At 48.2% G+C, this 23,430-nt stretch carries 20 protein-coding genes and 1 pseudogene; 14 read left to right on the forward strand and 7 right to left on the reverse strand.

All coding sequences use genetic code 11. The annotated features are described in order from the left end of the window. Positions 1-167: 167 nt before the first annotated feature. Entirely contained in the window at positions 168-1,487 is a 1,320-nt protein-coding gene (gene xylA / locus AB4114_RS25195) for a xylose isomerase (protein WP_441990921.1), read from the reverse strand. Between the two features lie 173 nt (positions 1,488-1,660). On the opposite strand from xylA, the gene AB4114_RS25200 reads away from it, so the two are divergent. The 3 genes from AB4114_RS25200 (at position 1,661) to AB4114_RS25210 (ending at position 4,160) form a co-directional block, all read left to right on the forward strand. Next, a complete protein-coding gene (locus AB4114_RS25200) occupies positions 1,661-2,836 on the forward strand; it encodes an ROK family protein (protein ID WP_441990922.1) in 1,176 nt (391 codons plus the stop codon). A gap of 237 nt (positions 2,837-3,073) precedes the next feature. Continuing rightward, on the forward strand, positions 3,074-3,580 hold the full coding sequence (locus AB4114_RS25205) for a hypothetical protein (protein ID WP_441990923.1): 507 nt from the start codon (positions 3,074-3,076) through the stop codon (positions 3,578-3,580). A gap of 73 nt (positions 3,581-3,653) precedes the next feature. Continuing rightward, positions 3,654-4,160 (forward strand): Crp/Fnr family transcriptional regulator, encoded by a 507-nt coding sequence (locus AB4114_RS25210; RefSeq protein WP_441990924.1) that lies wholly within the window; start codon positions 3,654-3,656, stop codon positions 4,158-4,160. 637 nt (positions 4,161-4,797) lie between these two features. On the opposite strand, the gene hmpA is transcribed toward AB4114_RS25210, so the two are convergent. Beyond that, on the reverse strand, positions 4,798-6,015 hold the full coding sequence (hmpA, locus tag AB4114_RS25215; protein ID WP_441990925.1) for an NO-inducible flavohemoprotein: 1,218 nt from the start codon (positions 6,013-6,015) through the stop codon (positions 4,798-4,800). A 108-nt stretch (positions 6,016-6,123) separates the two neighbouring features. On the opposite strand from hmpA, the gene AB4114_RS25220 reads away from it, so the two are divergent. Next, the gene (locus AB4114_RS25220; protein WP_441991004.1) at positions 6,124-8,286 is read left to right on the forward strand and encodes a hypothetical protein; all 2,163 of its coding nucleotides are present in this window, start codon (positions 6,124-6,126) and stop codon (positions 8,284-8,286) included. Positions 8,287-8,708: 422 nt separating this feature from the next. Here AB4114_RS25220 and AB4114_RS25225 read toward each other — a convergent pair whose 3' ends face one another. Further along, positions 8,709-9,344 carry an FMN-dependent NADH-azoreductase gene (locus tag AB4114_RS25225; protein ID WP_441990926.1) on the reverse strand — a complete coding sequence of 212 codons (636 nt, stop codon included), beginning with the start codon at positions 9,342-9,344 and terminating at the stop codon, positions 8,709-8,711. A 260-nt stretch (positions 9,345-9,604) separates the two neighbouring features. Between AB4114_RS25225 and AB4114_RS25230 the strand changes: the two genes are divergently transcribed. The 5 genes from AB4114_RS25230 (at position 9,605) to AB4114_RS25250 (ending at position 14,751) form a co-directional block, all read left to right on the forward strand. After that, the gene (locus tag AB4114_RS25230; protein ID WP_441991005.1) at positions 9,605-10,639 is read left to right on the forward strand and encodes an agmatine deiminase family protein; all 1,035 of its coding nucleotides are present in this window, start codon (positions 9,605-9,607) and stop codon (positions 10,637-10,639) included. A 6-nt stretch (positions 10,640-10,645) separates the two neighbouring features. After that, a complete protein-coding gene (gene aguB / locus AB4114_RS25235; protein WP_173120578.1) occupies positions 10,646-11,521 on the forward strand; it encodes an N-carbamoylputrescine amidase in 876 nt (291 codons plus the stop codon). A gap of 3 nt (positions 11,522-11,524) precedes the next feature. Next, the gene (locus AB4114_RS25240) at positions 11,525-12,145 is read left to right on the forward strand and encodes a LysE family translocator (RefSeq protein ID WP_441991006.1); all 621 of its coding nucleotides are present in this window, start codon (positions 11,525-11,527) and stop codon (positions 12,143-12,145) included. A 212-nt stretch (positions 12,146-12,357) separates the two neighbouring features. Continuing rightward, complete coding sequence (locus AB4114_RS25245) at positions 12,358-14,067, forward strand: methyl-accepting chemotaxis protein (protein WP_441990927.1); 1,710 nt, start codon at positions 12,358-12,360, stop codon at positions 14,065-14,067. A 177-nt stretch (positions 14,068-14,244) separates the two neighbouring features. Beyond that, positions 14,245-14,751, forward strand: a complete 507-nt coding sequence (locus AB4114_RS25250; RefSeq protein WP_441990928.1) for an ankyrin repeat domain-containing protein — start codon at positions 14,245-14,247, stop codon at positions 14,749-14,751. Positions 14,752-14,798: 47 nt separating this feature from the next. Here AB4114_RS25250 and AB4114_RS25255 read toward each other — a convergent pair whose 3' ends face one another. After that, positions 14,799-15,317: a DUF2812 domain-containing protein gene (locus AB4114_RS25255; protein WP_441990929.1), complete on the reverse strand. Its 519-nt coding sequence runs from the start codon at positions 15,315-15,317 to the stop codon at positions 14,799-14,801. Beyond that, entirely contained in the window at positions 15,310-15,642 is a 333-nt protein-coding gene (locus AB4114_RS25260) for a PadR family transcriptional regulator (protein ID WP_441990930.1), read from the reverse strand. The genes AB4114_RS25255 and AB4114_RS25260 overlap by 8 nt, the downstream gene beginning before the upstream one ends. Positions 15,643-15,822: 180 nt before the next feature. Here AB4114_RS25260 and AB4114_RS25265 point away from each other — a divergent pair, with 180 nt between their 5' ends. Both AB4114_RS25265 and AB4114_RS25270 read left to right on the forward strand, forming a co-directional pair. Continuing rightward, the gene (locus AB4114_RS25265) at positions 15,823-16,146 is read left to right on the forward strand and encodes an EthD family reductase (protein WP_441990931.1); all 324 of its coding nucleotides are present in this window, start codon (positions 15,823-15,825) and stop codon (positions 16,144-16,146) included. Between the two features lie 53 nt (positions 16,147-16,199). Further along, positions 16,200-16,591: pseudogene (locus AB4114_RS25270) on the forward strand (6-phosphogluconolactonase); the annotation flags it as partial. Positions 16,592-16,654: 63 nt separating this feature from the next. Here AB4114_RS25270 and AB4114_RS25275 read toward each other — a convergent pair. Next, a complete protein-coding gene (locus tag AB4114_RS25275) occupies positions 16,655-17,284 on the reverse strand; it encodes a carbohydrate-binding family 9-like protein (protein ID WP_441990932.1) in 630 nt (209 codons plus the stop codon). A 93-nt stretch (positions 17,285-17,377) separates the two neighbouring features. Further along, positions 17,378-19,648 carry a helix-turn-helix domain-containing protein gene (locus AB4114_RS25280; protein WP_441990933.1) on the reverse strand — a complete coding sequence of 757 codons (2,271 nt, stop codon included), beginning with the start codon at positions 19,646-19,648 and terminating at the stop codon, positions 17,378-17,380. 285 nt (positions 19,649-19,933) lie between these two features. Here AB4114_RS25280 and AB4114_RS25285 point away from each other — a divergent pair, with 285 nt between their 5' ends. The 3 genes from AB4114_RS25285 to AB4114_RS25295 are packed head-to-tail and all read left to right on the forward strand — an operon-like array spanning position 19,934 to position 23,428. Further along, positions 19,934-20,917, forward strand: coding sequence for an ABC transporter permease (locus tag AB4114_RS25285; protein WP_441990934.1), 984 nt, complete (start codon positions 19,934-19,936; stop codon positions 20,915-20,917). Between the two features lie 16 nt (positions 20,918-20,933). Next, complete coding sequence (locus tag AB4114_RS25290) at positions 20,934-21,800, forward strand: carbohydrate ABC transporter permease (protein ID WP_441990935.1); 867 nt, start codon at positions 20,934-20,936, stop codon at positions 21,798-21,800. Positions 21,801-21,856: 56 nt separating this feature from the next. After that, the gene (locus AB4114_RS25295; protein ID WP_441990936.1) at positions 21,857-23,428 is read left to right on the forward strand and encodes an extracellular solute-binding protein; all 1,572 of its coding nucleotides are present in this window, start codon (positions 21,857-21,859) and stop codon (positions 23,426-23,428) included. Positions 23,429-23,430 lie beyond the last annotated feature (2 nt).

Consider the following 23,430-nt stretch of genomic DNA (forward strand, 5'->3'; position numbering starts at 1 on the left):
GATAGACGCCATTAGACAAAAAGTAATATTGAAGTGGATTTGTAATAGGGATAGTTGTAGTAGTTATTGTAGTTGTAGTTGTAGTCATGGAAGCAGAAGCCCCCAGCATCCCAAAAAAATCCCGCCCCAGCCCAAGGGCTGAAGCGGGATTTTTGGTATAGAACAAATTAAGCGTTGAGCAAATATTGATTCACAGTTGCTTTGATCAATTCCAAACGACCGGATTGGTTCACAATCGGAGCGTTGTTCTCAAGGGCATAAGCTTCAAGTGATTTGAAGTCAGCTTTGCCAGAGACGATGTCTGCGCCGATGCCGGACTTGAAGGAACCGTAGCGTGTATCAAGGATGCCCTCGAATACTTTATCTTCGATTAATTTAGCTGCTACTTGCAAGCCGCGAGCGAATGCGTCCATACCTGCGATATGTGCATAGACAACGTCGATGGGCTCGAAAGAAGTACGGCGAACTTTCGCGTCAAAGTTCACACCGCCGCTGCCGATTCCGCCTTCGTTCAAAAGGATTTCGTACATCGCCATCGTTGTCGAGTACAAGTCAGTTGGGAACTCATCTGTATCCCAACCTAGCAACAAGTCGCCTTGGTTAGCATCGATGGAACCAAGAATGCCGTTAACGCGAGCTACACGAAGCTCGTGTTCAAACGTGTGACCAGCAAGTGTTGCATGGTTAGCTTCAAGGTTTAATTTGAAGTAAGGAAGCAGGTCGTATTTTTGCAGGAATGAAAGTGTTGTCGCTGCATCGAAATCGTATTGGTGCTTGGAAGGCTCTTTCGGTTTAGGCTCAATCAAGAATTGACCTGTATAGCCGATTTCTTTGGCATAGGCAACAGCCATGTGCAGGAAGCGAGCAAGGTTATCGAGTTCAAGACCAAGATCCGTGTTCAAAAGCGTTTCGTAACCTTCACGCCCACCCCAGAAAACGTAATTTTCAGAGCCAAGCTCTTTCGCGTGATCCAAAGCTTTTTTCACTTGTGCGGCTGCATAAGCAAAAACTTCTGCATTATTGGAAGTCGCAGCCCCGTGAACGAAGCGCGGGTTGGTGAACATATTGGCTGTGTTCCATAACAGCTTTTTGCCTGTGGAAGCCATTTTATCTTTGATCAAACCAACGATTTCGTCGAGGTTGGCATTCGTTTCTTGCAGAGTGTTGCCTTCAGGCGCGATATCGCGATCGTGAAATGCGAAATAGTCGACACCTAGAATGTTTAGAAGCTCGAAGCAAGCGTCAACGCGAGCTTTTGCCAACTCTAGACCATCGTATTTGTCCCATGCACGGACGTTCGTACCCGCACCGAATGGATCGGAGCCATTAGCGGAGAAGGAGTGCCAGTAAGCGACTGCGAAACGCATATGCTCACGCATTGTTTTGCCTAGAATAAGTTGATCCGGGTTGTAAAATTTAAAGGAAAGTGGGTTCGTGGATGTCGGGCCCTCGTATTTAACTGGTTGAACATTGTCAAAGTAGCTCATGAATTCAGCCTCCGTATAAATGAATGATAAGTGCTTATGAAGTCATCATAGCATCATTCCGAAAGTTTGTAAATTCATTAAACAAACTTAGTTGGTGCATGAAAAAGTCTTCTATGTTAGAATCATTTCCATAGCGATGACTCGCAGCATTTGGAACGGTATGGAGGCTAATTATGAAACAAACAGGCGACTTAAACCTCGTGAAAAAGATAAATAAAACAATCGTCTTGCATCACATCCGCACGGATTCACCGATCTCACGCGCTAGAATCGCTGAGATTACAGGGCTGACGAAAGCGACGGTATCTAGTCTTGTGAATGAGCTCATCGAGAGCTCACTCGTTGAGGAAATCGGAGCAGGGGAGTCAAGCGGCGGGCGTAAGCCGATGATGCTGCTTTTTAATGGGATGGCGGGATATGCGATTGGCGTTGATCTTGGTGTGCATGATATGTTGGCTGTTCTCACCGATTTGACGGGTAAAGTGATTCGGGAAAACCGCATCCAGCATCATAATGAGTCTGTAGAGCAGGTTACGCAGCTACTCAAAACGACGATCCGTGAGTTCATCGAAACAGCACCAGAGAGTGTTTATGGTGTGATTGGCATCGGTCTTGGCGTGCCAGGTATCGTTGATGAGGATGGGAATTTGTTGTTTGCCCCGAATCTGGGCTGGGAGAATGTGCCGTTGCAGAGCCAGTTAGAAGCCGAATTCGGACTTCCGGTTGTGATTGATAATGAAGCGAACGCTGGGGCAGTAGGCGAGAAACAGTTCGGCGCAGGGAAAGACACTGCGAATCTCATTTATGTGTCCATCGGTATGGGGATCGGGGCGGGCATTATTATCAAAAACGAGCTGTATCGCGGGGCGACAGGATTCTCCGGCGAGATTGGCCACATCTCGATTCAACATGATGGTCCGAAGTGCCGCTGCGGCAGCTTAGGTTGCTGGGAGCTTTACGCATCGGAGCATGCCTTATTGGAACAAGCGGGTAAAGAATTAGGGCGCGAAGTCGACCTAGAGTCTTTATTAACAAAAGCCGAGAGCGGCGACGCAGGGGTCATCAAGCTTTTTGAACGGCTGGGCTACTACCTTGGGGTCGGTGTGGTGAACATCATTAACGGGTATAATCCGGAATTTATTATTCTTGGTGGCCGGTTGGCCGGTGGCGAGAAGTGGCTGATGAAGCCGCTTTTGGATCTGCTAGAGAAGCGATCTCTACCGCATCCGCGCAAGCAGTTGAAGGTGGAATTTTCGGAGCTTCGTGATCGGTCTACGGTGCTTGGGGCAGCGTCTTTTGCGGTGACAAAGTTCTTTGCATCGACAACGGTGTCGGTTGAACGGAATTAATCAAGTTAAAATTAAGGGAAAAATGACATAACATGGCTTGTGAAGTTATTGACTGACTCTCTGTCTATTTTGTAAAATGGGAAAGGTCTGATTTAGAACATGAACGGCCTCATGAATCCCACACGAAATAAACGACTACGCCGTCTTCTTAGACGAGTGCGTTTATCAAGAAATATAGCCGACTTATCGTGTGAAACAGATACAATCTTATATTTTAGAAAAGGACGGGAGCCAACGATGTTTCTTCGTTCACTTATCATTTGCTGTTATCTGATGGGAGCTTACTGGGCATCCTATCACTTTCCATCGATGAAGATGGTTTTCTACCCAACGCTGGGCGCATTTAGTTTTCTTTTCATGCATCGTGTAGACAACATAAGAGAAATACGTCGCATTATTATCGGAGCCATTATCGCGGTTACGATGGGCAGTATTTTTTATACCATTAGCACGGGAGCTGTTTCCTTTTTCCTGACAGCCCTTGTGACGATTACGTTAATTCAATTTTTCAAATGGAATGCGGCGCCAATCTTGGCGGTTTCATTCATCCCTTATTTCGCTCATCCAGTCTCCATGTGGGCATTGCCGATTGCAGTTCTCGTCTCGCTTACAGGTTTACTGGTATCCATTTGGCTGATTGGCAAGGTCGAGCAGTTGAATTGGTACGTGAGCTTATCGGGTAAACTAACACAGGCACATCAGTCAATTCGGCCACCTTTTGAGCCATTGAAAAAAGAAGTATAGTCGTTCAAGATATCCATAAAAGCGATCAGCCCCGAGCGTGCTGTCGCTTTTTCTCATTAAAGGGGATACGAAGATGAAATTGCATAAAGGGGAAATCCTGTTCCGCCAAGGCGAGATAGGTTCACTATTCAAACTGCATTCGGGTCTGCTGAAAATTGTTCGTTCACATGAAGATGGTAACACTACCCTTGTGAATATCATTGTACCTGGTGAAACGATTCCGCATCATTCCCTGATCAGTCCGAGTGCCTACTATGCAACGGCGGTTGCGCTAGTGACAAGCGAGGTTGAAGTGCTGCCTGCAGAGCGCTGGTACGAGGACCTGGAAAGCAATCCAGACCACTTTCGCACCATTGCGCGTCAATTGCAGGAGAAGCTGCGCATGATGCAGCAGCGGATTGATCAGCTAACCGCAGTTGCTCCAGCAGCCAAATTGTTGAAAATGGAGGCATGGTTCCAAACGTATATTGGAACTTTGAAGCTGACCGACGTGCTAACCCAAGAGGAAATAGGGCAGTTCCTTGGGCTTCGCCGAGAAACGGTGAATCGGTTGTTACGTGAAAGAGGGAGAGAGAGCTAGCGGACCGCACACCCTCTAACAAACGAGCCGCGTACTCTCCAGCAAAGGACAGACCCCCTTCAACAAACGCCCCCCACACATTCCGACAAACGGGCCGCTCACCCTTAACAAACGCCCCCCACACATTCCGACAAATGGGCTACTCACCCTTTAACAAACGCCCCCCACACATTCCGACAAACGGGTCGCTCACCCTTCAACAAACGCCCCCCACACATTCCGACAAACGGGCCGCTCACCCTTTAACAAACGAACCCCACACATTCCGACAAACGGGCTACTCACCCTTCAACAAACGCCCCCCACACATTCCGACAAACGCCTCCTCCCCCCTCCAACAAATTAGATGGATTTTATGATGTTAAATTGGTGGAATCTAGCGCCAAAAGAGGAATAGCTGGATTATATGTAGTTATTTTCAGTGATATCCGCCCAGATTGTGAAAAATAGCAAAATTACCTGTATAGAATCCAGTTAAACACCTTTTACGCTCAATATGAGCTCAATTAGATGGACAAATTCCAGTTATTTGGATTTTCAATCCTGTGAAGAGATCCCCGGCACTACTCAGATGCCATCAAAATCAAAACGGCCCTGTCGCAACATGCGAGCAGAGCCGTTTTGCATATTGGGCGAATTAGGAAAGCGCACCTGAGGGACCGAAGAATTCGTAATGACGGTCTGATTCCGGAACCCCCCACGCGATGAGCGATTGGTTCACGGTTTTCATGAACGGCAGGGGTCCACAGAAGTAAAAGCTGCCATCCACAGACGGCACTAGGCTTTGAATCCACGGTAGATCTAGGTAGCCTTCTTTGTGGTAGGACTGCGCATTGGTATCAGCAGTTGTCGGTTGCGTGTAGCACCAAGCAATGGTGACTTGAGGATGCTTCTCAGCCAACTGTTCGACCTCTCTGCGAAGAGCGTGATGCGCCCCATTTTGAGCAGCGTGGATGAAAGTAACCTTCCGATTCGGCTGGGTGGTGACGAGTGCATGCAGCATACTCACCATAGGGGTAAGTCCGACGCCGCCGCTTAGAAGCGTAACAGGTCGTGTATCCGTCTGATCTAATGTGAAGTCGCCTGCTGGCGCGGAGAGCCAGAGAACATCACCCTCTTGAACCTGATTGTGCAAAAAGACGGAAACTTTGCCCGCAGGCACAGCTGGATTGGTATCTTCCCGTTTAACCGAGATCCGGTAGAACGGTTGCCCAGAAGCATGGGAGAGGCTGTATTGCCGAATGTGTGTGTAGGCATCGCCGGGGATTTGGACACGAACACTGACATACTGTCCTGCTTCAAATCCAGCAATCGGACCTTGATCCTTCGGCGTTAGGTAAAAGGAGGTGATGACGTCGCTTTCTCTGTCCTTGCGGGCGATGACGAAAGGTCTGAAATCGGACCATCCCCCAGGCTGAAGAGCGGAGTTCGTATACATATCAGATTCAATGCCAATGAATGCACTGGCAATGACCCCATAGGCTTCAGCCCAAGCCCCGAGAATGTCATCAGTCGCGGCATCGCCCAGTACATCTTTAATCGCACCTAGCAAATGTTCCCCGACGATGGGATATTGTTCGGGTTTTACACCGAGACTGCGATGTTTATGAGCAATTTGTTTAACAGCTGGCAGGATTATTTCCAATCGATCGATATGCTTCGCTGCCGCATAAACAGCATTCGCTAATGCTGTCTGTTGTCGGCCTTGTTTTTGATTAGCGTGATTGAATAGATGTAAAAGCTCAGGGTGAGACGTGAACAGCTTGTCGTAGAAACGCTTGGTTATCGCAACACCATGAACTTCTAATACAGGCACGGTGGATGTAATGATTCGGATGGTTTGTTCGCTTAACATGTCGGATCATCTCATTTCCAGTAGAATGACTTGATGCCTTCAGTATAGCGAACAAGTGGAGGGAACCCCTGTGATTAGAATCACAGGGAATCGCAACAAAGTGTGTCTATGTGCAGAGGGAAAGATACACGGTATACTGGAACTATCATCCAAAAGAGGAGGCGGCCTATGCCCGATTGGTCGTATCATACGTTATTTAAACCGCTGTTATTCCGACTTAGCGGGCGGAGGGCAAGAGATCTTACCCTGCATGCGATAGGCGGGCTAAGTCGCATTCCTGGGGGGACCTTCGTGATCCGCACGATGGGCCACATGGAAATGTCGCCGCTGCTGGCGAGCGAGCTGGCAGGCGTGCCGATCGCCTGCCCCGTCGGCCTCAGCGGCGGGCTTGACCCGCACGGCACCGCACACAAGGCCCTCGCCCAGTTCGGGCTCGGGTTCATCGAACTCGGACCTGTGACGGTCCGAGCTGTGCAGAGTCATGCATCGATATCTCGCATGACGGAGGAGGAAGCCATCGTGTATCCCGATGGCTACGAGAACGACGGCCCGGACGCGATCGCTGCGCGCCTACGCAAGGGCACGGGGCATCGACTGCCGCACTTCGTGCGGCTGCGGCCGATGCCGGGAAGTTCGCCGCGCGAAGCGCTTGAAGAGCAGCGGGAGCTGCTCTTCAAGCTGGCGCCGTACGCGGCGGGGTTCACCCTCGATGGCCTAGCCGAAGGCTGGCCAACGGCAACGGCTTTGGCGTACCTCACGGAGGTGCGCCAGCTGGCGGAGGCGGCGGCCCCGGGGAAGCCGGTGCTTATGTATGTGCCGCGGCAGCTCCCGGAGGAGGAGCTGCGGGCGATCTTGGACACCGCGCGAAGCTTCAGCGGTGTCGTCCTCGGCGACGCGCAGCGGGAGCCGGGCACTCGCCGCGAGCGCGTCGGCGGCGGCGCTTCGTTGCTCAGCGCGCAGCTGAGCAAGGTCCGGTTGCTGCGCAAGTCGCTGGGCGAGCGCAGCGCGGTTGTTGCTGCCGGCGGCGTGCACCAGCCGGAGGACGCGCTCGCGCTGTTGGCAGCAGGAGCGACTAGCGTCATGCTGCACAGCGGGCTCGTCTACGCGGGGCCAGGGCTGCCGAAGCGGATCAATGAAGCGATCCTATATGATCGCTTCACCGCTCGTGTGGCTTCCATTGACGCTGAGGCTTTGCCGTACGATGTGAGCGTTGACGCTAACGAGCAGGCTTCCAATTCCAGAGCGTCTGTCGTTACGTCTTCCGACCCTTCGACGGCTCCCCAGCGTAGGGAGATTTCCTCCTTCCCGCCTTCACCGGCCATTTCATCCACCCCTTCCTTCTGGGCGAATTGGGGATGGATGAGCCTGCTGGGATTAGGGATGATGATCGGTGGTGTGCTTGCGTGGTTTATTGCAGCGACGACAGTGCTGTTGCCTTATGATGAAGACTTCTTGGGCAAAACTCGCAATGAAATTATTCGTTTCAATGACCATTTACTACACTTCATGTCGCATGATCGCATTACTTTAGCAGGTACAATGATCTCCATTGGCATTTTCTATTATCAGCTAGCTCATCACGGTTTACGTTACGGGCTACATTGGGCGAGAACGGCAGTCATATCCTCATGCGTTGTCGGTTTTAGCAGTTTCTTTCTTTATCTAGGTTATGGCTATTTTGATCCGCTTCATGCGGCTGCAGCGGTTGTTTTGCTTCCAATGTTGCTGCTGACGTTGCGTGGCTTGAAGGATCATCCGTCTCGTAAGCCGCCAGGTTTACGAAATGATCGAATTTGGCTAAGAGCTCAATGGGGGCAGTGCTGCTTCGTGATTCTTGGCTTTGGTCTGGGAATCGGGGGGCTTACCATATCCGTTGTCGGCATTACGGAGGTATTCGTCCCAAGTGATTTGGTTTACTTAGGCGTAACTTCTTCGGAGCTGTCGGCGTGGAGTGAGACCATAATTCCGCTTATCGCCCATGATCGTGCCGGCTTTGGTGGTGCATTGTTTTCCTTGGCAGTAGCGATAACCGCTTCAGCACTGTGGGGTGTTAATCAAGGTGAGGGCTGGTTATGGTGGACATTCCTCTGGGGTGGGCTACCAGGCTTTATAGCAGGGATTTTCGTACATGCACATATTGGATACACGGATTTTGTCCATTTGTTGCCTGTCTACATAGCGGTACTGCTCTATCTAGCGGGGTTATATTTAACTTATCCCTATCTCGTAGGTAAAGGGGGCACAAGTGTTACGGCAGTTAGATCCCTGTAAAGATGAGTGAGCCTCCAAATGTCCATGTGAGTGGCGTTGGAGGTTTATTTGCTATACTGAGGGGGGAGAGTGGTACTTGCCGGCTTGTCTTGCCTGTGGATTCTAATTTTCTATCCACCACCTATCTCCCACCTATCTAACGGACACTAGCGACCTTATTCCGCAGAAAGGAAGCCCTTCTTCCACGTAAACGGACACCAGCGATGTTATTCCATCATTTTGTGTGATTAGTATGTGCAAATAAAGCAAATAGCGACTCTCATGTCCGTTAGCTATGCTAAGGGGTCGTGTTGAACCAATTAGGGTCTTCTGTGTCCGTTAAACAGCTCAACTCCTGCTAATTAGAGATTGTCTGCTCTACCGAGCAGAGCGGCCAACCCAAAAAGTAAAAACTGTCCCCCATCTTGGGGGACAGCTCCTTATTAAAACGTATGTGCCAAATCCTTCGCACGCATAATCGCGTCCTCTTTAATCTGCGCCGCTTTATCTGGGAATTGGTTATGCCCCTCGACGAACAAACCTTGCGTCTCCATAATCCCGAAAAATGCCATGATAATGCTGATATACCGATGACCAGACTCCATGCTGGCCGCAGGCCCTTCGGAATACACGCCGCCGCGCGCTTGAATGTGGAGTGCCTTTTTGCCAGAAAGTAAGCCAACAGGGCCTGCTTCGGTGTACTTGAACGTTTTGCCAGCCACGCAAAGAGCATCCAGATAAGCTTTCATCACAGGAGGGAAGGAGAAATTCCACATCGGCGTAACGAATACGTATTTGTCTGCGGCAATGAACTGCTCGGTGAGTTCACTAATGCGTCCTACCTTGGCGCTTTCCTCGCTAGATAAGGAGGAGAAATCTTGTCCACTGCGCAGCTTACCCCATCCGCTGAACACGTCCGCATCAATATGCGGCACTTGGACACGATACAAATCAATAGGAATCACTTCGTCATTGGGGTTTGCTTCTCGATAGGCATCGATGAAAGCTTTACCTACGGCCATACTGTAAGACGTTTGATGATCATGAGGATGCGCGGTGATATGCAGAACAGTTGCCAAAGTGATCCATCCTTTCGGGTATGCAGTCTATGAAATCCTCTTCTAATGTGTATTAAAAGCACTCTGAATATGCTGGTAGGTAATGGTGACGCGGCAGCATGCCTTATAGCGAGTTCCTTTCGACAAAGATTTGGTCACAGAACTACCTATTTACATTGAGCGTTGGCGGCTTTTGAGTTATGATGGGAGACGATGTTTTTATTTGAATGTTCCTATGAGCTAATTAACTAAATTGAGATAAAGTGAGATGACCGATGATGATGAAACCTAAAGATGAAAACTATAGCATGCCAGCAGAATGGACAGAGCACGAGCGAACTTTTATTTCTTGGCCGGTGCAAGCTTCAATGGTGTACCCAGAAGATCACGCGGTTGTCTCTCAAGGCTACGCTGACCTAGCCAAAGCGATCGCTGAGTTTGAGCCTGTAACCGTGATTGTGAACCCGTCCGATGCAGAGCAAGTGAAGGCGATGTTCACAGAGTCCAACGTGGATTTCCTTGAGATCCAGCACAATGATGCTTGGTTCCGCGACAACGGTCCAACTTTCGTCCTGAACGAGCAGCAAGAAATCGCAGCAGTTAACTGGAAATTCAACGCATGGGGCGGCAAGTATGCGCCTTGGGATCTTGATGATAACGTAGCTCCACAAATCGCGGAGCACCATGGTTTGAAACGTTTTGACGCTCCGCTTGTCATGGAGGGCGGTTCCATCCATGTGGATGGGGAAGGTACGCTTTTGACCACAGAAGAATGTCTGTTGAACACGAACCGCAACCCGGATCTGAGCCGTGAGGAGATTGAGGCGCATGTCCGCAACTTCGTGAACGTAGAGAAGATTATCTGGTTGAACAAAGGGCTCGACGGCGACGAGACGGACGGTCACGTGGATAATATTGCTTGCTTCGCTGCTCCAGGCAAAATCATTCTGCAAGTTTGTGGCGATCCTTCGGATGCCAACTATGCGATTACGCAGGAGAATTTGGAAATTCTCCGCAGCGCGACAGATGCCAAAGGCCGTACATTTGAGATTATCCAAATCGAGCAACCGCCACTGACATTCTTTGAAGAGCAGCGCTTGACGCTGAGCTATCTGAACTTTTATTTCGTAAATGGCGGCATTATTTTGCCGGTGTTTGGTGGTACAGCTGAAGAGACAGATCGCAAGGCGATTGAAGTGCTTCAAGCGACGTTCCCAGAACGTCGAATCCGTACAATTAACGGCATGTCCATTATCAAAGAAGGCGGCAATGTTCACTGCACGACGCAGCAAATGCCAGCCTGCAAGAAAGGGTGATTTCACGTGAGAAAAGTGACTGTAGCAGCTACACAAATGAGCTGTTCCGATAATATAGAAGAAAACATTGCCAAAGCAGAGAAATTGGTGCGTGAAGCCGCGGCGAAGGGTGCGCAAGTGATTTTGATTCAAGAGTTGTTTGAAACACCGTATTTCTGCCAAAAAGAAAAATCCGACTACTACCGCTACGCAACGGAGCTGGAAACGAACAAAGCGATCAATCACTTCCGTGAGATTGCCAAGGAACTGGCCGTTGTATTGCCAATCAGCTTCTATGAGAAAAAGAACTACGCTCGCTACAACTCGCTTGCCGTCATCGATGCCGATGGTTCCGTGCTCGGCACGTACCGCAAAAGCCACATCCCTGACGGTCCAGGGTATGAGGAGAAGTTCTATTTTAACCCGGGAGATACGGGGTTCAAGGTATGGAAAACTCGCTACGCCAAAATCGGTGTAGGCGTGTGTTGGGACCAGTGGTACCCGGAAGCTGCTCGCGTAATGGCGCTGATGGGGGCAGAACTGTTGTTCTACCCGACTGCTATTGGCTCAGAGCCGCAGGATGGTTCCATCGATTCGAAGGATCACTGGCAAATGTGCATGCGCGGTCACGCGGCGTGCAACTTGATGCCGGTAATCGCATCGAACCGTATCGGGAAGGAAGAAGATGAGGATTCCAGCATCAACTTCTATGGTTCGTCTTTCATTGCAGGCCCGCAGGGCAATCTGATTGAGGAAGCGGGGCGTGACGAGGAAACGGTTCTCGTTGCCGAGTTTGACTTGGATCAGTTGGAGATTCAGCGTATCGAATGGGGAATTTTCCGCGATCGTCGTCCAGATCTATACAAGAAAATCGCTACGTATGACGGTGAGCAGGTGTTCTAATTGCTGATCCCGTTGTTAAAAGGGCTTCTGCTGGGTTTTTCGATTGCAGCGCCGGTTGGTCCTATCGGGATCCTATGCATGCGCAGGACCTTGACGCTTGGCCGTTTGCACGGCTTTCTGTCAGGGTTAGGCGCTGCTACGGCAGATGCCATCTATGGCTTCATCGCAGGGTTCGGTTTGACGCTGATTACCAGCTTTCTTCTGGATCAAAAGGTGGTTCTCCAGTTGGTCGGAGGTCTTTTCCTTATCTATCTGGGTGCGCAAACTTTTCGCTCCAAGCCTGCAGCCCACGCAGCCAAAGTAACCGGGGACACGTTGTTCAAATCTTATGTATCGACGCTGCTGCTCACCATTACGAATCCGATGACGATCATGTCGTTCGTTGGCGCATTTGCGGGGCTCGGGCTGGGAGACAGCGCGGATGCAGGCTTCACGCCTGCGATCGCCTTGGTGGCCGGCGTGTTTGCAGGCTCGGCGCTATGGTGGCTGTTACTCAGTTTGTTGGTTGGCTTGTTGCGGGAACGGCTCAAAGGAGCGGCGTTCCTGTGGATTAATCGCGTCTCTGGTGCGATGTTATCGGTATTTGGTTTGTTTGCAGTTATGGGGCTACTCTTCCGGGGGTAGCCTATTTTGTTATGTTATGGAAGATGACATAGCACCTTATTTTTTCAATAGCATTTGTCGATATAGATAGAATAGCTCGCGAGATTTGTCGGACGAAAACCTCTTAGATGACGACTTAGATGAGAAAAGGACTTTCTTGAATTCAATGGCAATAGAACGATTAACGTTAAGGTAGCGGCTAGAATTCGAAACAAGAAAGAAGGGGTCTTTTCATGATTAAAAATTGGTCATTAAAAACGAAACTGCTATCTGGTATGCTTTTGGTTATTTTATTATTTACAATTGCTGCAGGGAACAATTACTTTAAACTGTCTCAAGTCGAAAGTGCGTTGGATCAGGAAACGGAACGAAATGCGGAGGTAAAGGCTGCTTACGAGCTTAAGAATTACGTAGGTATCCTGTACAGTAATCAAGCCGATGTCATTATCAATCAAAGTGATGAAGCAGCTAAAGCGTACAAGGAAAACGAAGTGAAATTCAGAGAATACCTCGAGTTCATTGCGTTAAGATCGGAGAGTCCGAAGGAAGTAGAGTTGGCTGCAAGTTTGCGAACCGCCAGCGAGGGTTTTATCAAATCATTTGATGTGGTCAGGGACATTAATAAAAAAGACAGTAAACTGACGGCTGCGCAGCTTCGCGATGAAAATAAGAAGGCAGATGATCAGACAGACCAATTCAAACAAACGATCTATACCGTGGCAGATCAATACATTAACAGCTTCAATCAAGAATCTAAGGAGTCAACAGATCAGTTAATTGAGGAAATTCATTCCGTCAATTTTACACTCATTATTTCCTGTATTATCGATGTTTTACTTGGCATAGGCATAGCATTGTTGCTTAGCAGAATCATCATTGGACCTATTAATGTGTTGATGAATGTAGCGCAAAGTATTGCTGGGGGAGACTTAACGCGCACGATTACGAGTCGGAGTAAGGATGAAGTTGGGAAATTAACCGATAGCTTCAGTCGAATGATCCTTAATTTGCAAGAGTTGATTAGAGAGGTGAACGCAAGCTCGCAGGATGTAGCTGATTCTTCGAAGCAGCTTTCGGCAAGCGCTGAAGAAACCTCGGCAGCTTCGAACGAGATTGCGACTTCCATCCAGGCCGTAGCGCGAGGGGCTGAGTCTCAGGGCTTAACTTCCAATGAAAGCGCTCGAGCCATGGAGGAAATGTCAATAGGCATACAACGGATTGCAGAAACGTCTTCTTCCGTGTCGGAAGTTTCCATGGATGCCTCCGAGAAAGCAAGGCATGGCAACGAATCCTTGCAGCAAGTCATTCGTCAGATGGAATCCATTCGGGCGACAGTCGATCGTACAGCTTCCATGGTGCAGAAGCTCGACAAGCAATCCATTGAAATCGGCAGCATTGTCAGTGTGATCTCCAGTATCGCCACGCAAACGAATCTGCTCGCGCTCAATGCAGCTATTGAAGCGGCTCGTGCCGGCGAACATGGTCGCGGTTTTGCCGTTGTTGCTGGTGAAGTACGGAAGCTAGCTGAACAATCAGGCACCTCGGCCAATCAGATTATCGGGTTGATTGAACAAATCCAGCAAGGGACTCAGCTAGCTGTCGAGGCGATGAATGAGGGAACCAGAGAAGTTCATACGGGGATCGTCGTTGTGCATGAGGCAGGTGAGGCCTTTCAATTGATCCTGCAGGCGATCGATCAAGTGGCTGACCAGATCCGTGATGTTTCTGCAGTGGCTGAAGAGATGTCAGCAGGATCCGAACAGGTGACGGCTTCGGTGATCGAATCCTCTAACATTGCCCAGCAATCCGCATCCGCTGCTCAGAATGTAGCGGGGAGCGCGGAGCAGCAGCTTGCAGCGCTGCAAGAAGTTGCTGCTTTCGCGAACGACTTGAACAGTATGTCACTGAGACTGCAGCAAGCCGTTGGTAAGTTCAAGCTATAGAAAGATTTTCCTTCTTGAACGAACGAAGTAGATCAAGATTAGAAAGACCTACAGCGATACGGCTGTGGGTCTTTCTCGTATACGGCGACGGCACGATTTATTTAAAAGGGAAAAAAGGAAATTTCTAGATATTTGCCGAATTGAAATAGCGAATATATTAGAGGAGGCCCCCCCTACATGATCAACGATGTATTTACAGCAGCACGCACAGGCGATGTAAACCGAGTCAAGGATTTGCTGGACACGGATCTTTCGCTTGCCAATGCTGAGAACAGCGATGGCCTTACCCTTCTGGGATTTGCAGCGCATTTCGGTCAGAGCGAAGTGGTTCGGCTGCTTTTGGAAAATGGCGCTGATGTGAATGCCTTATCGCATTCTAGCGTTAGTTACATTCCGTCGAATACGGCACTGCATGCGGCTATTGCCGGTGAGCGGAGCTTAGCGGTCATACAATTACTGCTCGCTCACCGTGCGAAGCCGACGATTATGGATAGCAATGGGCATACGAGTCTGCATGTGGCCGCCTTTCATAAGGATAGTACACAGATCATTGAGCTTTTGATTAACCAAGGTGCGGATGTGAATGCGAAGTCAGAGGGTGGCGCCTATGCGATTGATTTGGCCAAAGAGCAGGGACATACTGCCGTGATTGGCTTGTTGCGAGAGCACGGGGCTATCGGGTAAGGATCGCGAAGAGTGAATAGAGGACATTCAACTAGCCGGCTAGCGGTTCAAAGAATGTCCTTTTTGGCTTGTAGTTTTTTATTGGCTGCGACTAAACGGTATAGACTAATGACTAGTAAGACAAGAACTGGTACATAGAGGATTAGCAAGGGATAAAAAAACGTATTTTTTATGTTTATCATGAAAACTGGGATTTGTGCGGCAGTAACCGCCGTAAATACACCAATGAGTCGTTTATTCCGTTCGATCATGGAGTCAATGTCAGTGAAAATTTCAGGCTTTGTATGCTGATACGTTTGTCTCCAGATATACCAGCCTGCGCCGCTGTAAATTTTATCCCAACCTGTGTCTTCAAAAATGCTAGCGTAGTTGGGATCCACCTTCGTTTGGTAATCTACGCAGTAGCTCATTTTGCGAGGAGCACCTTTCTCAAAGTGAAAACGCAGGCCATTCCAATTTACACGTTGTAAATGCCAGCCGTGCGCCTCCATATCCTCCAACCATGCTGTAATTGTCTCCGATTGTGAACTGTCCCACCATTTAAACACCTTTTTGGTCTCATTCATGTAAAGATCCCTCTACTTTCTTCGCATTTTCGTAAAGCTCTGTAATTCTGGCGATCTCCAGCTTGAGCAGTTCTTTACCAGAAGGGGTGATGCGGTACAGCTTACGACGCTCTTCCTCAGCTACAGCTTGAATCAAACGATCCTTCTCCATCCGAGATAAGCTGCCATAAATCGTGCCAGGACCGAGGTGAATTCGACCTTGTGTGAGCTCCTCCACCCACTGAATAATGCCATAACCATGCCGAGTTGTAGTCAGGGAAAGCAAAATGTAATAAGCCGTTTCAGACATCGGCAAGTACTGACGGTAGAGCTTCTCACTATCCATAAAGTCTCCTTCTTCTTATATCAGGTTATGTTGTATCGCCCATCGTTGTATCACGTCATGATATATCATGAAATGAGTATATCACCGCGTGATATAGAGTGCAATAGGCATTTGCAATTTGACACTACCACTAATGTCATCGTTTATGATGATTGTATATCTATATAAGGAGATGATTGCATGCTAGTCCTAACGTTTCACTACAAACAAGGTATCCCTTTCGATGAAGCTTATTATTTGAATACACATGTTGCTTTGTTATCCAAGAAGACAGTGCTTGAAATGGGGGCCACCAAGTATGAGGTCAAGAAGGTCCTATCCTCAGCAGATGGAACGACTCCAAGGTATTCGTTCATATTCAGCTTGTATTTTGAAACGAAAGAAGCCTTAGAGAAGTTCATCAGCGATCCTAGCGTTCAGGAATTGAAGGATGATGTTGCGAACTATTATGTCGGGGAGCAGGATATTTATATCGAGGAAGTTGTGGCTTCGTTCCAAGCATGACTCCTGCGGGCCTAAGTGATTCGATCGGTGGGATTTCCATCAGTGGGATTTCCCGTAGTACTCGGCTAATGCGTAGAAGGATTTCTTGCATCGTTTGCCTGGGTATCGGGGAAAACGGGCATATTGCCTTTAACGATCCTCCAGTGGCGGATTTTTTGGACTCTGCAACCGTAAAGCGGGTTGAGCTGGAAGAAGCGTGCAGGCAGCAGCAGGTAAACGACGGCTGTTTTGGGGATATCGCACAGGTCCCGACTCATGCGCTAACCTTAACGGTTCCTGCCCTGATGTCGGGAGCTCATCTATTCTGTATAGTTCCTGGACCGACGAAGCGGGATGCAGTGCGCAGGACACTGGAAGAAGCGGTTCAACAGCATGTCCAGCTACGATTCTGAGACAACATCCGGACTGTCTCTTGTTTGTAGACAGGGATTCTTATGGAGATTAAGGCGATACATTATCGGACAGGGGAACCCGTGGAATAAAAGTCTATGGCTAAGCGTTAGTAAGGTTAACCAAACTCCAGCTCACCGAAATCGCAGCTTCGATGGAAATCGGGCACGGATGAAGTGATTCGATTCCAGCATCCGTAGTGTGGAAGAGGCGTTTCATCCCCGCATTTGTAAAAATTGGCGCGAAACGTACGGCCGGCCTCAGGTCGGAAATCTGGAAACATTGCCTGAATCCAGTTGAAAGGGATGGAAATTTCAAGTTGCCAATATGGCATATCGGCAATCGAATCATAGCAGCCTGTCGATGTATGGATCAGGAAAAGAGCTGGATCCACATCCTGCAAATAAGTCCGGTCATTCCGGTCGCTACCCAATTTCAACAGAAGGGTGCCAGCGGCGTTCATCTCGAAATTTAAATACCGAGGATCGGACTCCGGCAGCGGCTGGAAGAAAAATTCTACACAGCTGTCTTTGAATACTGGTTCATTCATCGTGTGATAGAGGATCGTGGGGTTCGCTTCATAAATGTTGTAGTGAAGTTGGATACATTCGGATGTGTACATTAGCTTTGCCTTTACTGTCGGCGTGTAGCCATTGTCAAGCCAGAGATAATGATCGATGGTTAACGCAGGAATACCATTCCAGGAAATGGGATAGTCCCTATCCCTAGGTTGAATAAGATATTTCATAGTTCCTCCTTGATTATGCTCAGCGTCTTGATCATATAACAGAAATCCTCCAGCGCTTAGCAAAAAGCAGGAGGATTTTTCATTTTTACGGAATTACGCCTTCTGCGTGCCGTACATCTTCCTGTATTCACCAGGCGTAATGCCGGAGTAGCGTTTGAACATGCGGATAAACGAATTTACGTTCTGGTAGCCAACCTTGACGGAGATTTCCTGGACTTTTAGGTCCAGGTTATTCAGCAATTCTTTCGCTTTCTGCATGCGCAAGCCGTTCAAGTAATCGCTGAAGTTCGCTCCTGTCTTTTCCTTAAAATAAGTCGATAAGTAGCCTGGCGTAATGTTCAATTTGTCCGCCATGATATCCAGCGTGATATCTTGCTCCAAGTGCTGGTTCAAATACTCGAGGATAAAATGGGTCGTCGGATCATGATCCGATTTCTTGTGATTCACTCTTTCTATGGCGGGTGACAGAAGCTGTTTGAACCATTGTTTGTATGTGTCGATACTGTAAAAGCTGTTCAGGTGATCCAACACCAGAGGAGGCAACTCGCCTTGTTCCCGATGCAAATTCAGTTTCATGAGTGACTTGTTCAGTTGGCCGTATACTTCTTTGGCGAACCGTCTGAATTCGTCCACGGAGGCTTCTCTCTTGCAGAGTGCGTCCAGGTGCCGGTGGATCCAGTCCAATACCGACTGTTCGTTACCGGACATGAACCGGGTGGAGAACTCCTCTTCTTCTAGCACGGTGAAATGAATTGCCCCTTTAGCAGGACGAAACGTGCGGATGAATTGCGTTTCGTCGTTTAATTTTCGCTGCAGCAGCATGGTGGAGGCATATTCATAAGCCGAAATTAAATGGCCAGAATCGGGATAAATCGGGCTTACGGCCATAGTCAGGAAAAACAGATCACGGTCCACTTCGAGCACCTGAATCAATTGCTCCAACGCAGATTCAATGCCTGCCGTATCGTCTGGGAAGAAGAATAGGGTAAGCACCGTATCTTTATCCATTTGGAACGTAATCGTGTCCTTGTATGCCTGCGACAGGAAAATGTTGATATATTCCCGGATAAAGTATACAGCTTTTTCGAGCTCGGAATCGAGTTCCGCAAATTTTTCTTTCATCGTCAATTGATACAGCACGAGCGTAAAAGGGGTATCGGCAACAACCAGCTCCCGCAAGTCGGTTAGGTTCATATGGATGTTTCGCAATTTATTTGTGTAAGCGTAATAGCGAAGCTGATCTTTCTTTTTGTCCAAATCCTCCGTCATCTGGTCATTCGTTCGGAGGATGCTGCTCATTTTTTCGCTAATCATATTAAATTCGTGGATAGGGCTGCTCACCAGCATGGCTGCTGGGTGACATTGCTGAACGGCTTCGATGATTTTTTTGACGGGCCTATTCAATCGCATCGTGAGTACCACAGACGTTACGATACTTAGCAGGATGATGATTAGCAGTAAAGTTATGAAAAGAATATTCAACCGCATCAACTGATTGGAAATGCTCGTGATCGGAACGACGCTAACATAGGTTAAGCCAGTCTGCTCCCCTTTTTGATAAAAGTAATAGAGTTTATTACTGGTAAAGCTTCCGTTCTGCCCTTCAAATGATTGGCCAAGAGGCCCTTTCACGCTGGGAGACGAGGAGAAAATTGGCGCGCCTTCTTCATTTAATATGTAGAAATCAGAATGATCTGAGTAATGATACGAGTTGAACATTTTTTTCGGATCGAGCATGACGATGAAATACATGTCTTTATATGGCATCAGCTTGATAACAGCTGGAAGCAGCTGCCCCTTGTTCTTTTGGGTATTAGCTGAGATTTCCGTGAATGAGGAGGCAGGGAATAACTGGTATGTATAGGATTCGTCGAACTGGCGGAACCAAAATTCCGGCGGATACTCGCTGCTGGCATAATATCTGGAGAATAAGTCCTTAGCCCCGCTCGTCCCTTCCTTCTCCACCACATAAGAATCGTTCTTGAAATAAAGCATGATATTTTCTATAGAAAGAAACGGGTTGGCAATCAGCACTTTGATCGCTGACATGACGCTGCCTACTTTGTCATAAGCGTTAAATTTCTGTACATTCCGCAACAGATTCAGATTCGCCCTGAATATGTCATCTTGATTTAAACTGATGATCGTTTCCCAGGTCAGTCTGAAATGGTTCTCGTATTGCTCCACCGTATGATTCAAGTTTGATTGGTTGTATTTGACGATCTCCTGGTGGATTTTCGATTTCAAAAATAGAAAGGATGCGAAATTGAAGAGCGCGAGCACGGCAATTACAACAAGAAAACTGATCATTAACTTGGCGAACAAGGAATTGGTTTTCCAACTGAATCTTTTCAATCTCAACATCCGATAGACCCCCATGTTCTCTATGCCGATTTCCGTCAATTCCCGCTGGATCTATACTTACATTTATCATACCACTATACTACGGGAACGGAATGTACGGGAACAATATTCATTTCTTCTAAATCATACACACTTTCTTTGCTTATCCAATAAATTGCGGGTTCTCTGGTAAATGTGGAGATTTATTTCCCGAGAATGGCGTGCGTATAATGACGGTATCAAAGCCCGCTGCACGAAGGCGCCAGCAGCAGGCAAGCATCTATAACTGAATGAGGAGATATGCGCATGGCCCAAACGAATACGCACGCAATCGAGCATAAGCAAAAGCAAGTATCCGCCGAATCGTTCAATCAGATCAAGACAACGAGTCTGCTGAGAAAGTCATGGAACCATAACAAATATTTATGGCTGCTGGTTCTGCCCTGCTTGCTCTACTATGTCATATTTCGCTATATCCCTATGTTTGGCTTGGTGATCACGTTCAAAAACTTCAATCTCTTCAAGGGCATCTGGGCTAGCGAATGGGTAGGGTTCAAATATTATGTGATGTTTTTTCAGAATCCGGATTTCTTTCTCCTGATGCGCAACACGCTTTTACTGGGCTTCTACAAGCTGCTGTTCGGCTTCCCCGCCCCCATTATTCTGGCCATCCTGCTGAACGAATTGAAAAATATGGCTTTAAAACGGTTTGTCCAGACGGTCAGCTATTTGCCGCATTTCATCTCGAACGTGATTGTGGCCAGCATGGTCATTATGTTTCTGTCTCCGTCCGGAGGCCTGATCAATCAGATAATACAAAAGCTCGGCTTCACGCCGATTAACTTCATGATGGAGCCCGGTTGGTTCCGTTCCATCTACGTCGCTTCGGATATATGGCAGCAAACCGGCTGGGAATCGATTATTTATTTGGCGGCACTGACCGCTGTGGACCCGCAGCTCTATGAAGCAGCCAGTATTGATGGAGCAGGACGCTGGGAAAAACTTTGGAACGTGACACTGCCTGGTATTGCGCCGACGATCGTGATCCTCTTTATATTAAATGTTGGGAAAGTACTGGAAATCGGTTTCGAAAAAGTGTTTCTTATGTACAATGCGGCCGTCTATTCGACGGCGGATATCATCAGCACTTATGTTTACCGTGTAGGTCTGGAGCAAGGCAATTTCAGCTACGGGGCCTCGATTGACTTATTCATGGGCATCATCAGTCTGATCTTTATCTACTCGGCGAACTACATCAGCAGAAAAGTGGGAGAAAACAGCTTATGGTAAAGGTGGAACTAACGGTATGAAAAATCGGATCAGCCTTCTCGGCCTAGTGAATTCTCTGATCATGCTCCTTGTCATTGTCGTTACGCTTTATCCATTTATATATATGCTGGCCGTTTCATTAAGCAAGGATATATATGTCATGAAAGGGGAGATTAGCCTATGGCCCAAAGGCTTCAACCTGAAGATGTACGAATTGGTGTTTCAAGATCCGAAAATATGGACCTCCTATAAAAACACGCTGATCTATGTCGGCTTGGGCACACTGATCTCCGTCATTATTACTTCTATGGGGGGGTATGCGCTGTCACGAAAGGACATGGGGTTTCATAAGTCGATGACCGTGCTTATCATTTTCACGATGTTTTTCAGCGGAGGCATGATTCCTACGTTCCTGGTCGTACGCTCGCTGGGTTTGATCGACACCGTTTGGGGCATGGTGCTTCCGGGTGCGGTGAGTACATGGAATTTGATCATTATGCGCACATTTTTTAGCAACATGCCGAAGGAAGTTGAAGAATCCGGCCGGATGGACGGGCTGACCGATATCGGTATTTTCTTTCGCCTCGTCCTGCCGCTGTCGAAGGCGGTCATCGCGACCGTCTCCCTGTTTTACGCGGTGGGGCTATGGAACAATTTTATGCTGCCGCTGCTTTACTTAAGAGACCCAGATCTGTTTCCGCTTCAGGTGCTTCTGCGCAATCTGGTATTGGCCGGCAACGTCGCATCCGGCGATGTAACTCGAATTGGAGGTGATAATCTCATTGTAGAGGACTCGTTGAAATTCGCGACAATCATGGTATCGACACTGCCAATTTTACTAGTCTATCCGTTCATCCAGAAATATTTTGTGAAAGGTGTCATGATTGGCGCAGTAAAAGGATAATGCACAATCGCACGGAATGTAGTCAGTAACCAAAACGATGACGAGGGGGAAAGAAAATGAAAAGAAACGCAATGATACTTGTAACTTTGATGCTCGGATTATCGGTTCTAGCGGGATGTTCAGGCGGCAAGACGGAGGGGAATGCAAGCGGGGAACTGAAGAGCACGGCATCGGGGAGTACTACGGGAACGTCGGCGCCAGCCACAGAGAAGAAAACGTTCAAAGCTTTGTTGGATAGCAACCCAACGTTTCCTTACAGTAAAGATTGGCCGATTTGGAAATGGATCGAAGAAAAAACCGGTGTGACGCTTGACGTCCAGACACCGTCTGGTAAACTGGCCGATTCGCTTAATTTGGTCGTGGCTTCCAATAATATGCCAGATTTGCTGTATATTCCGACCCGCGTGACCTCGAATAAATTCGGTCAGCAAGGCGCACTCGTCAACATTCTCGATTATTTGAACCAGATGCCGAACCTGTCGGCATGGTTGAAGAAATATCCAGAAGAGGGCAAAGCTACTCTCTCCACGGATGGCAAGATGTACATGTTCCCGAACCAAGGCTTCGGGGAAACAAACCGGATGATTTGGCTGTACCGAGAAGACATCTTCCGCAAGCACGGTTTGACGCCGCCGAAAAACTACGATGAGCTGTATACCGTTATGAAGAAGCTGAAGGAGCTGTATCCGAACAGTTACCCACTCTCCATGCGTTTCGGTCAAATTCCGGACGAAATGTATGCCAACCTGACGACGAATTTCAATACTGGTGAGAACGTTTACTATAACTTTGACAAAAAGGATTGGGGATTCGGACCGACAGAAGACGCGTATAAAGCGATGTTAGGCGCTTGGAACAAGTTCTATAAGGAAGGGTTGATCCCACCTGATTTCCTGACGACGCAAACGAAACAATGGCAGGATATGATTTCCAATAGCAACTCGTTTATCACGATCGACTATATCAGCCGTATTGACTTCTTCAACAACGCCATGAGAAAGGACAATCCAGAGTATAACATGCAGTTCATGGCGCCTCCAGCAGGGATTGCGGGTGGCAAGCAACTGAATCCGTACTTCCATTATCTGGAGGGCGGTTTAACGGTGGCATCCACGTCTAAAAACGTGAAAGATATTATGAAATACATGGATTTCTTCTACTCCGAGGAAGGCAAAACGTTGACGAGCTGGGGGAAAGAAGGCGAGACGTTCACGTTGGAGAACGGCCAGAAGAAATTTAAGCCTGAATTTACAGATGTAACGGAAATGCGTAAGAAAACAGGCCTTCAGACGAGTGGCGGTTACACTTGGATCGATTTCGGGGCGCATTTGTCCCTGTTCTCAAAAGATCTGCGTGCGGCGTATCAGGAGGTTGTGAAATACGATCTGCCAGCGATGCAGCCGAAACCGGCGTTTACGGAAGCGGAGAACGAGGGATTGGCCGTGACCGGTCAAGCGGTGAAAAAGAGCCGAGATGAAAACTTCGCCAAGTTCGTTACGGGCTCCCGCAGCTTGAGCGAGTGGGATAAGTACGTCAAGGAAATTGAAGGACTGGGCGTGCAGAAGCTGGTAGATACGTATAAAACGGCAAATAAACGGGTAGAGTCGGTCGAATTGAAATCGAAATAATT

The organism is Paenibacillus sp. 2RAB27 (assembly GCF_052115445.1).
Classification (GTDB): domain Bacteria; phylum Bacillota; class Bacilli; order Paenibacillales; family NBRC-103111; genus Paenibacillus_E.